Raw genomic sequence first — 9,238 nt, 5'->3', positions numbered from 1 at the left:
CGCGGCCTGGCCGGGGCCGACCCGCAGCGGTTCGGCCCGGCCGGCCGCGACGTCGCCGACGACCTCGAGGACCGCCGGGTACCGCTCGCTCGCGCCCGCGACGTCCGCGACCCGTACCGCGTACCCGTCCATGGAGCTGTTGTCGAACGGCGGCAGCGACACCGGCACCGTGACGTCCTCGACCAGGACGCAGCCCTGGGCGTCGAGGAGCTGCAGCTCGATGGGTTCCAGGGGGCGGACGGTGGCGAGGATGTCGTCCAGGTGCTCGTCCACCGACCAGAGGTGGTCCGGGCCTGCGGTGCGGGGCGCGGCGGTGCTCAAGGCTGCTGCATCTCCTCGGTGACGTAACGGCGGAGCCAGGTCCGGAAGTCCGGGCCCAGGTCTTCACGTTCGCACGCGAGTCGGACAATGGCACGCAGGTAGTCGCCCCGGTCGCCGGTGTCATAGCGGCGGCCCTTGAAGACCACGCCGTGCACCGGGCCGCCGACCGTCTCGTCGGCCGCGAGCTGCTGGAGGGCGTCGGTGAGCTGGATCTCGCCGCCGCGGCCCGGCTCGGTCTTCCGCAGTATGCCGAAGACGGCCGGGTCGAGGACGTAGCGGCCGATGACGGCGTAGTGGGAGGGGGCGTCGGCGGCGTCGGGCTTCTCGACGAGGCCGCTGACCCGGACGACGTCGGAGTCCGTGGTGGCCTCGACGGCGGCGCACCCGTAGAGGTGGATCTGCTCCGGGGCGACCTCCATGAGCGCGACGACGCTGCCGCCGTGCCGCTCCTGGACCTCGATCATGCGCCGGAGCAGGGGGTCGCGCGGGTCGATCAGGTCGTCGCCGAGGAGGACGGCGAAGGGCTCGTCGCCGACGTGCGGGGCGGCGCACAGGACGGCGTGCCCGAGTCCTTTGGGGTCGCCCTGGCGCACGTAGTGCATCGTCGCGAGGTCGCTGGATTCCTGGACCTTGGCGAGACGGGCGGCGTCGCCCTTCCGGCCGAGGGCGGACTCCAGTTCGTAATTGCGGTCGAAGTGGTCCTCCAGGGGGCGCTTGTTGCGGCCCGTCACCATGAGGACGTCGTCGAGGCCCGCGGCGGCGGCCTCTTCGACCACGTACTGGATCGCCGGCTTGTCGACGACCGGCAGCATCTCCTTGGGAGTGGCCTTGGTGGCCGGCAGGAACCGGGTACCGAGGCCCGCTGCGGGGATGACAGCCTTGCTGATCCGAGGGTGCGACTGAGTCATGTCCGCCACCATATCCGCTGGCTTCGCAGAGAATCCGGTATTCCGCACACATAAAGCTCATATGAGCATCTTGGAACGGTACGGGAACAGAGTGAGGACGGAACGAACTCGTGGACGATCATGTCAAGCGGATGTTGCGACGGGAAATCCTCCTGGCAAGGGGGAAGTTGACGGCGGATGACGTACGGGAGTGCGCGACCGCGCTGGCCGGCCGCGCACTCGCACTGCCCGAGCTGGCGCACGCGCGCACGGTGGCGGCATACGTCTCCGTGGGGAGTGAGCCCGGCACGCCCGCGCTCCTCGACGCGCTGCGCGCCCGGGGCGTACGCGTACTGCTGCCGGCCCTGCTCCCCGACAACGACCTGGACTGGGGGCCGTACACCGGCGAGGGGTCCCTCACGCGCGTGCGGCACGGCGGCGGGCGGATGACGCTGCTCGAACCGTCCGGGGAGCGCCTCGGGCCGGACGCCGTGACCGGGGCGGACGCGGTGCTGCTGCCGGGCCTGGCCGTCGACGCGCGCGGGATGCGGCTGGGGCGCGGCGGGGGCTCGTACGACCGGGTGCTGGCCCGGCTGGAACGCGCGGGCGCGCACCCGGCGCTGGTGGTGCTGCTGTACGACCCGGAGGTCCTCGAGCGGGTCCCCGAGGAGCCCCACGACCGTCCGGTGCACGCGGTGGTCACGCCGTCGGGGGTACGCCGGTTCGGCTGAGCCGGTCGGTACGGCGGTTCGGCTGAGCCGGTCGACGGGAAGCGGCCCCCACGCGTGTGCGTGGGGGCCGCTTCCTTACCGACGGGCGATCCGGCCGGGGCCGGCTCCCGGGCCCGCTCCGGGCCCGGGAGCCCGCTCACGGCTTGAGCAGCAGGGTCTCCTCGGTGCTCTTCTCGACCGCCTTCTCCGAGTGGGCCCACTCCAGCAGTTCGCCGTCGGCCCACTTGTCCGTCTGGTCGACGTAGTGGGCGTTGTAGGCGTGGCCGGAGGCGCCGGTGAGGTTGATCCACCGCGACTTGTCGAGGTCGCCGAGGTTGACCACCATCCGCATCGACGGCACCCACACCACTCCGTAGCCGCCCGCGGCGTTCCAGCCGGTGGCGTTGACCGTGGCCTCGCCGCCGCCGAGCTTCCAGGGGCCGCGGTTGAGCGCGTACTTCACGAAGCCGGGGCCGGCGGTGCCCAGGGTCTGGTTCTTCAGGAACAGGCGGTGCAGCCTGCCCCAGCTCCAGGAGTCGATGTCCTTGCCGAGCTTGGCGGTGAGTTCCCACCGCGCGTCGACCATGGCGCGCCGGAACAGCTCGTCACGGTTCTCCGCGCCCTCGCGGGGGCCGGACTCGGGGGTCGTCCACCAGTCGCTGTCCTCGTCCTCCATCAGCGTGCGGACCACCTCGAACCAGCGGTCGCCGCCGTCGGGCTGGGCCTGGTCCGCCTCGCGCACCCCGCACTCGCGGACCTTGACGCGCTCCTCGGCGGGGCCGACCGGGTCGACCGGGTCGACCCACAGGCACTGGCCCTTGACCCGCACCTCCTTGGGCAGCTTGTGGCCGAAGGCGAGCTTGAGGGTGTTGCGCCAGACGGAGTTGAAGTAGGCGGCCGCCGCCGAGTCGGCGTCCTGGGTGTAGTCCCAGCCCTCCAGCAGCTTCTGCGCCTCGCGTACGGCCGGGTCCTTGACGTCGATCTTGAGCAGTTCGGGCACGAGCAGCTTGGCGATGGAGCTGCTGTTGTCGAGCTGCATCTGCCGCATGTCGTCGGTGGAGATCTTGCCGCCGTCCTTGATCTTCGACTGGATCAGGTCGTTGATCCGCTGGCTGCGGGCGCCGTAGCCCCAGTCGGTGGTCAGGGTGTACGGGTAGGCGTCGGGGTCGACGACGGCCTGGTTGGCGGTGACGATGTAACCGCGGTCGGGGTCGAACTCGTAGGGCAGTTCGTCCTGTTCTATCCAGCCGGCCCACTTGTACGCGGAGTTCCAGCCGGGTGCCGGGATGGAACCGTCGTGGCCCTTCGCGCGGACCGGGATGCGGCCGGGCAGCGTGTAGCCGATGTGGCCCTCGGTGTCCGCGTAGACGAGGTTCTGCGAGGGCACCTCGAACAGGGCGGCCGCCGTGCGGAAGTCGTCCCAGTCCTTCGCGCGGTTGATCGCGAAGACGGAGTCCATGGTGCGTCCGGCGTCCAGCGCGGTCCAGCGCAGGGAGACGCCGTAGCCGTCGCCCCGGTCGGGTGCGGCGGAGTCGACACCGGCCTTCTTGCCGGTCCGCACCAGGTCCTTGGACCGGTCGGAGAGCAGCGGGCCGTTGCCGGTCTCCCGGACGACGATCTTCCGGGAGGGGCCGCCGGCGACCTTGATGGTCTCCTCGCGGGACGTGAACGGCACCACCTTGCCGCCGTACTGGTAGCCCTCGCCGGTGACCTTCTCCAGGTAGAGGTCGGTGACGTCGACCCCGGAGTTGGTCAGGCCCCAGGCGATGTCCGCGTTGTGGCCGATGATCACACCGGGCAGGCCCGCGAAGGTGTAGCCGGAGACGTCGTACTGGCACTTGGCGGAGACGCTGCGGCAGTGCAGGCCCATCTGGTACCAGACGGACGGCAGTGCGGGGGACAGGTGCGGGTCGTTGGCCAGCAGCGGCTCACCGGTGATGGTGTGCTTGCCGGAGACGACCCAGGAGTTGGAGCCGATGCCGTCGCCGTTGACGCCGACGGCGGTCGGCAGGTCCTGCAGCACCTGCTGGAGACCCGACAGCTGGCCCTCCAGGCCGCTCCCGGCGCCCGCGGTCCCGTCCGGCGCGCCCGCGGTCCCGTCCCCGGTGCCCGCTCCGGACGCGCCCTCCACGCCGGTGCCGGGGTCCACCGCTCCGGCGCCCGCGCCGGGGTCCGTGCCGGTGCCCGTGCCCGGGTCGATGCCGGTGCCGGTGCCGGTGCCCGGGTCGGTGCCGGTGCCGTCGCCCGTACCGGTGCCGCCCGACTCGTAGGTGCCGGTGAGCTCGTCGTACTGGCCCTCCTGCACCACCGGCTTGTTCCGGCTGTACGGGTAGGCCGGGTACAGGTCGGCGATCTGCTCCGGGCCCAGGCGACTGGTCATCAGGGCGCGGTCTATCTCGTCCTGCATGTTGCCGCGCAGGTCCCAGGCCATCGCCTTCAGCCAGGCCAGGGAGTCCACCGGCTTCCACGCGCCGGGCCTGTAGTCGTTGGTGAAGCCCAGCGCCGCGTACTCCAGGGAGATCGCGGCGCCGTCCTTGCCCTCCAGGTAGGCGTTGACGCCCTTGGCGTAGGCGTCGAGGTACTTCTTCGTCGCCGGGGAGAGCTTCTTCTCGTACTCCTCCTTCGCGACCCGGTCCCAGCCCAGGGTGCGCAGGAACTCGTCGGTCTCGACCTGGCTCTCGCCGAACATCTCCGACAGGCGCCCGGAGGTCATGTGCCGCCGGACGTCCATCTCGTAGAACCGGTCCTGCGCCTGGACGTAGCCCTGCGCCATGAACAGGTCCTCGTCGGAGGAGGCGTAGATCTGCGGGATCCCGTAGCCGTCACGCTTCACGTCGACGGGACCCGACAGGCCTTCGAGGGTGATCGAGCCCTTGGTCTGCGGGAAGGAGGCACGCACGGTGCTGACCGACCAGTACGCCCCGTAGGCGACACCGCCGATCAGTGCCAGCACCAGGACGAACACGATCAGGCGGGCTTTGCGCCCCTTCTTCCTGCCGGACTTGCCGGGCTGCTGACCCGTGGAGGCGGTGGTATTGGGGGGCATCGCTGTCCTTGCTGTCCTTACGCGAGCGGCAGGGCGGGCTGTGCTTTTAACTGAGCGCTGGAGCAACGATAGGCGCAGGGCCTTGTGCCACTTGACGCGGAGTCGGGTAGCAGCCCGGACGGACGTTCGATGATGCCAGGGGTACGCGTCAAGAAAACGTCAAGAGTTAGGTAAGGTAACGAAGCAGTTCGCCGTGAACGCGCCGGTCACCCGGGTCCCGGACAGGAGCCCGGGCGCGCCGCGCGGGTGCCAGGGAAGGGAACGTCCACGTCCGTCCACCACCTCAACCAGCTCCTGCTCGTCTGCTCGCTGGTCCTGCTCGTCGCCGTCGCGGCGGTCCGGGTCTCCTCGCGCAGCGGGCTCCCCAGCCTGCTCGTCTACCTGGGCATCGGCGTCGCCATGGGCCAGGACGGCCTCGGCGGCATCCACTTCGACGACGCCGGGCTGACGCAGGTCATCGGATACGCGGCCCTGGTCGTGATCCTGGCCGAGGGCGGCCTGGGCACCAAGTGGACGGAGATCAGACCCGTCCTGCCCGCCTCCGCCGCCCTCGCGACCGTCGGCGTCGCGGCGAGCGTCGGCGTCACCGCCACGGCGGCGCACTTCCTGGTCGGACTGGAGTGGCGGCAGGCGCTCATCATCGGCGCGGTGGTGTCCTCGACCGACGCGGCGGCCGTCTTCTCCGTCCTGCGGCGCATCCCGCTGCCCTCGCGGGTGACGGGCACGCTGGAGGCCGAGTCCGGCTTCAACGACGCCCCCGTGGTCATCCTGGTGCTCGCCTTCTCCACGGCCGGACCGATCGAGCACTGGTACGTCCTGCTCGGCGAGATCACCCTGGAACTGGCCATCGGCGCCGTCATCGGACTCGCGGTGGGCTGGCTGGGCTCCCTGGGGCTCAGACACGTGGCGCTGCCGGCCTCCGGCCTCTACCCGATCGCCGTCATGGCCATCGCCGTCGCCGCCTACGCGGCGGGCGCCATGGCCCACGGCAGCGGCTTCCTGGCCGTCTACCTCGCCTCGATGGTGCTGGGCAACGCCAAGCTGCCGCACTGGCCCGCCACGCGCGGATTCGCCGAGGGACTCGGCTGGCTCGCGCAGATCGGCATGTTCGTCCTGCTCGGCCTGCTGGTCTCCCCGCACGAACTGGGCGACGACGTCGTGCCCGCCCTGATCATCGGGCTGGCGCTGACCGTGGTGGCCCGCCCGCTGAGCGTCGTGCTGAGCCTGGCGCCGTTCCGGACGCGCTGGCAGGAGCAGGCGCTGATGTCGTGGGCGGGGCTGCGCGGCGCCGTACCCGTCATCCTGGCGACGATCCCGATGGTGGAGGGGGTCGCCGGCAGCCGGTCGATCTTCAACGTCGTCTTCGTCCTGGTCGTCGTCTACACGCTCGTCCAGGGGCCGACGCTGCCGTGGCTGGCCCGCAAGCTGCGCCTCGGCGAGGACGCGGAGGCCGCCGACCTGGGCATCGAGTCGGCGCCCCTGGAGCGGCTGCGCGGACACCTGCTGTCGGTGGGCATCCCGGAAGGGTCGCGGATGCACGGCGTGGAGGTCGGCGAACTGCGGCTGCCGAAGGGGGCGGCCGTCACGCTCGTCGTGCGTGGGGACGCCTCCTTCGTTCCGGGGCCGGCGACGATGCTGCGGCACGGGGACGAACTCCTCGTCGTCGCCACCGACCCGGTCCGGGACGCCGCCGAGCGCCGCCTGCGCGCGGTGGACCACGGCGGCAAGCTGGCCGGCTGGCTGGGGACGGACGGGGCGCGCCCCGGAGACGGCCGGGCGGGCGGAGCCGGGGACTGAGACGTCGCTCCCGGCGCCGGCGGACCGTGCCCCGCCCCGTGCGGGGGCGCGGCCGCCCCGTGCGGGGGCGCGGCCTCCCCGTGCGGGGGCGCGGCCTCCCCGTGCGGGGGCGCGGCCTCCCCGTGCGGGGGTGCGGCCTCCCCGTGCCCGCCTCCACGGGAGCGGGGGCGTCCGGCGCCCGCGGCCACCTGGAACCGCCTGCGTCCGGAACCGCCTGTACCATGCGAACGGTACCCAGATCGAACCAACTCTGCCTGACGCAGAGCTGGCGCGACCGTATGGCGGCCGGCACGCCCTGAGCTGTGGCACCGGCATCTACCGCAGTCAGCGCAAGAGGACAGCTCTCGGCGCGCCCGACACCAGGGCCCACGCGCCACCAGGCGGCAGAAAGGCACGGGCCGTGGCATCCACGGTCACCACGTCGAAGGACTCTGCGGCCACCTCCCGTCCGGGATACGGCCGACTGCTGCGCACCCGCGGCGCCTGGACGTTCCTGCTCCCCGGCTTCGCGGCACGCCAGCCGTTCGCGATGCTCACCCTCTCCATCGTGCTGCTGGTGCAGCACACCACCGGCTCGTACGGCGCGGCCGGCGCCGTCGCGGCGGCCACCGGCGTCTCCATGGCCGTGTTCGCGCCCTACAGCGGCCGGCTCGCCGACCGCTACGGACAGCGCGCCGTCCTGGTCCCCGGCGTCCTGCTGCACACCCTGTCCGGACTGGCCCTGACCGCGCTGGCGCTGAACGGCGCCCCGCTGTGGGCGCTGTTCGCCGCGGCCGTGCCCACCGGCGCCTCGGTGCCCCAGGTCGGGCCCATGGTGCGCGCCCGCTGGGGCGTGAAGCTCAAGGACTCCCCGCTGATGACCACGGCGGCGGCCTTCGAGTCCGTCACCGACGAGCTGACCTTCGTCGTCGGACCGCTGCTGGCCACCGCCCTGTGCACGGCCGTGGACCCGGCGGCCGGCCTGGTGACCGAGGCCGGGCTGACCCTGGTCGGCGGTCTGCTGTTCGCCGCCCAGAAGGGCACGCAGCCCGAGGTGACCGCCCGCGGGCACGCGCGCGTGGAGCACGCCTCCGCGCTCCGCGTCCCCGGGGTGCGCGTCCTGATCGTCACCTTCCTGGGCATCGGCTCCGTCTTCGGCGGCATGCAGGTGTCCCTGGCCGCGTACACCGAGTCGATCGGCGAACCCGGACTGAACGGCGTCCTGTACGGCGTCTTCGCCGCGGGGAACATGCTCTCCGGCATCGCCTGCGGCGCCATCGCCTGGAAGGCCGCTCCCGAACGGCGCCTCGTCGTCGCGTACGCGGCCCTCGCGGTGACCGCCTCCGCCCTGTGGACCGCCCACTCGGCCCTGCTCCTCGGCGGGCTCGGCCTCCTGGTCGGCATGTGCATCGCGCCCGCCCTGATCACCGGGTACACCCTGGTGGACGACCTGGTCCCGGCCGGCGCCCGCACCGAGGCCTTCACCTGGCTGACCGGCGCGGTGGCCCTCGGCCAGGCGGCCGCGGTCACGGTCTCCGGGCAGCTGGAGGACCGCCTCTGGTCCGGTGCCGGGTTCCTGGTCCCGATGGGCGGCACGGTGCTCGCCCTGGTGACGCTGCTGGCCCTGCGGTCGCGGCTGGTGCCGTCCCGGGCGACCCGCGAGATCACGCGTGGCACGACCCGGCACGACTCCGTCGCGATCGGCGATCAGTGAGCGGTGAGCGGTGTTCGGTGAGCAGCGCTCCGGGTTCGGGGACCGGCGGGCGGTGAGCGGCGATCAGTGAGATGTGACGCACTCCCGGGCCGCCGCGCGGGCCTCTGCCGGGTTCGTCCGCGCGGGCGCGCGGAGCCGTGACGACGCCGCGGCACGGCTCCCCGCCTGGGAAGCCGCGCCGCGCGGTGCGTCCGGGGCACGCGCGGGGCGCGGACGGCCACCCCTCCTGACGACGGTCGCGCTCCGGCCGCCGTCCGCGGCGGGGTGACGTGCGTTACGCCGATCACTTGCGGCACGGGTTACCATTGACGATCGTTAGCACTCATCGAGTGAGAGTGCCAGGAGGAAGACAGTGCCCACCTATCAGTACCAGTGCACCGAGTGCGGCGAGGGCCTCGAGGCGGTGCAGAAGTTCACCGATGACGCTCTTACCGAGTGCCCGAACTGCCAGGGTCGCCTGAAGAAGGTGTTCTCGGCGGTCGGCATCGTCTTCAAGGGCTCCGGTTTCTACCGCAACGACAGCCGCGGCTCCTCGTCGAGCAGCACCCCGGCGTCGAAGACGTCCGGCTCGTCGACGGGCTCCTCGGACTCCTCGGACTCCTCGGGCTCCTCGTCCTCGTCCTCCTCCGCGTCCTCCTCGGGCTCCGGTTCGAGCGCGGGTTCCGGGTCCGCGTCCGGGTCCGGCAGTTCCAGCAGCACCGCCGGCAGCACCGCCGCCTGAGGCCGCGTCCTCACGGAGCCCCGTCGTCCCCGACGACGGGGCCCTCGGCGTTCCCGGGCCGGT

Annotated in this window: 6 protein-coding genes and 1 pseudogene; 4 read left to right on the top strand and 3 right to left on the bottom strand. The window is 72.2% G+C overall.

Annotated elements, in window-relative coordinates:
- Positions 1–321 (bottom strand): annotated as a pseudogene (locus tag AOK18_RS04740) (gephyrin-like molybdotransferase Glp); the annotation flags it as partial.
- Positions 318–1,229, bottom strand: coding sequence for a UTP--glucose-1-phosphate uridylyltransferase GalU (gene galU / locus AOK18_RS04735; RefSeq protein ID WP_055572781.1), 912 nt, complete (start codon positions 1,227–1,229; stop codon positions 318–320). The pseudogene AOK18_RS04740 and the gene galU, both read right to left, overlap by 4 nt.
- Positions 1,230–1,360: 131 nt before the next feature.
- On the opposite strand from galU, the gene AOK18_RS04730 reads away from it, so the two are divergent.
- Complete coding sequence (locus AOK18_RS04730) at positions 1,361–1,939, top strand: 5-formyltetrahydrofolate cyclo-ligase (RefSeq protein ID WP_079104848.1); 579 nt, start codon at positions 1,361–1,363, stop codon at positions 1,937–1,939.
- 136 nt (positions 1,940–2,075) lie between these two features.
- Here the strand turns inward: AOK18_RS04730 and AOK18_RS04725 are convergent, their stop codons facing one another.
- Complete coding sequence (locus AOK18_RS04725; RefSeq protein WP_055693478.1) at positions 2,076–4,964, bottom strand: penicillin acylase family protein; 2,889 nt, start codon at positions 4,962–4,964, stop codon at positions 2,076–2,078.
- 246 nt (positions 4,965–5,210) lie between these two features.
- Here AOK18_RS04725 and AOK18_RS04720 point away from each other — a divergent pair, with 246 nt between their 5' ends.
- The 3 genes from AOK18_RS04720 to AOK18_RS30335 all read left to right on the top strand — a co-directional run bounded on the left by AOK18_RS04720 (position 5,211) and on the right by AOK18_RS30335 (position 9,175).
- Positions 5,211–6,761: a potassium/proton antiporter gene (locus AOK18_RS04720; RefSeq protein WP_055572767.1), complete on the top strand. Its 1,551-nt coding sequence runs from the start codon at positions 5,211–5,213 to the stop codon at positions 6,759–6,761.
- Positions 6,762–7,161: 400 nt separating this feature from the next.
- Positions 7,162–8,454, top strand: coding sequence for an MFS transporter (locus tag AOK18_RS04715; protein ID WP_055693477.1), 1,293 nt, complete (start codon positions 7,162–7,164; stop codon positions 8,452–8,454).
- Between the two features lie 352 nt (positions 8,455–8,806).
- On the top strand, positions 8,807–9,175 hold the full coding sequence (locus AOK18_RS30335; RefSeq protein WP_079104847.1) for an FmdB family zinc ribbon protein: 369 nt from the start codon (positions 8,807–8,809) through the stop codon (positions 9,173–9,175).
- Positions 9,176–9,238: the final 63 nt, after the last annotated feature.

The sequence above is a fragment of the Streptomyces prasinopilosus genome (assembly GCF_001419695.1).
Lineage (GTDB): Bacteria > Actinomycetota > Actinomycetes > Streptomycetales > Streptomycetaceae > Streptomyces > Streptomyces prasinopilosus.
Note: the sequence above shows the minus strand (reverse complement) of the source record. Positions and strands in the feature narration are given on the sequence as shown.

Excerpts from the sequence above, each read along its gene's own strand:
- galU (WP_055572781.1), bottom strand. The coding sequence starts at position 1,229 with ATGACTCAGTCGCACCCTCGGATCAGCAAGGCTGTCATCCCCGCAGCG.
- AOK18_RS04730 (WP_079104848.1), top strand. The coding sequence starts at position 1,361 with ATGTTGCGACGGGAAATCCTCCTGGCAAGGGGGAAGTTGACGGCGGAT.
- AOK18_RS04725 (WP_055693478.1), bottom strand. The coding sequence starts at position 4,964 with ATGCCCCCCAATACCACCGCCTCCACGGGTCAGCAGCCCGGCAAGTCC.